Source organism: Pseudomonas sp. Pse79 (assembly GCF_024519615.1).
In the GTDB taxonomy this organism is placed as follows: domain Bacteria; phylum Pseudomonadota; class Gammaproteobacteria; order Pseudomonadales; family Pseudomonadaceae; genus Aquipseudomonas; species Aquipseudomonas veronii.
In genome coordinates this window covers 1-536 of record NZ_JALJRR010000070.1, presented here as the reverse complement: position 1 = coordinate 536, position 536 = coordinate 1, and the positions used below count along the sequence as shown (strand labels likewise).

General features: G+C 59.1%; 1 protein-coding gene. It reads right to left on the bottom strand.

Translation table 11 applies throughout. From position 1 onward, the window contains the following. Positions 1-536, bottom strand: a 536-nt coding sequence (locus NR164_RS30255) for a DUF2515 family protein (protein ID WP_372873474.1), incomplete at both ends; no start/stop codon positions are given.

Here is a 536-nt window from a genome sequence, read left to right as displayed (position 1 = left end):
GCATGCAACGGAAACACATCCAAAAACAGCGTGGTATTGCCCATCGCCATCATCTCGTACGCATGTTGATAAAGCTGTTGCACGCTCGATAGCGGTTCACCCTCGCGCCACCAATCAACATCAGGCACCGGGTTATTACGGCTGGCCTGTTCATACTCCCGCAGGCGCCGCTCGTACTCCCGCAGCTTTGCCTGCCGTTCACGCTCCTCTGCGCTGAACAACCCCCAAACCCCTTTCCGGGCACTCCTTCGCAATTGCTCCGCCGCTTCAAATTCCGCCTGAATTTTCTCGATGGATTCTGCCGCGTGCAGCAAACCGCACCCCACTTGCTTGGAGGCAAACGCCGCAAGGCCCGCCCACTGAAAACGGTTGTCGAGGCGCCAGAGCTGGGCATACGCCGAGTTGATGAGCCGGTTGCGCAATCTGGGGTCGGCGATCAGCTTGCCGCCGGGGGCGATCACGTCTTCTGCCTGCTTCTGGTAGAAGCGCCAATTGCGCTCGCAGGCTGACTCGAGTATTTCGCTGAAAGCGGAAGG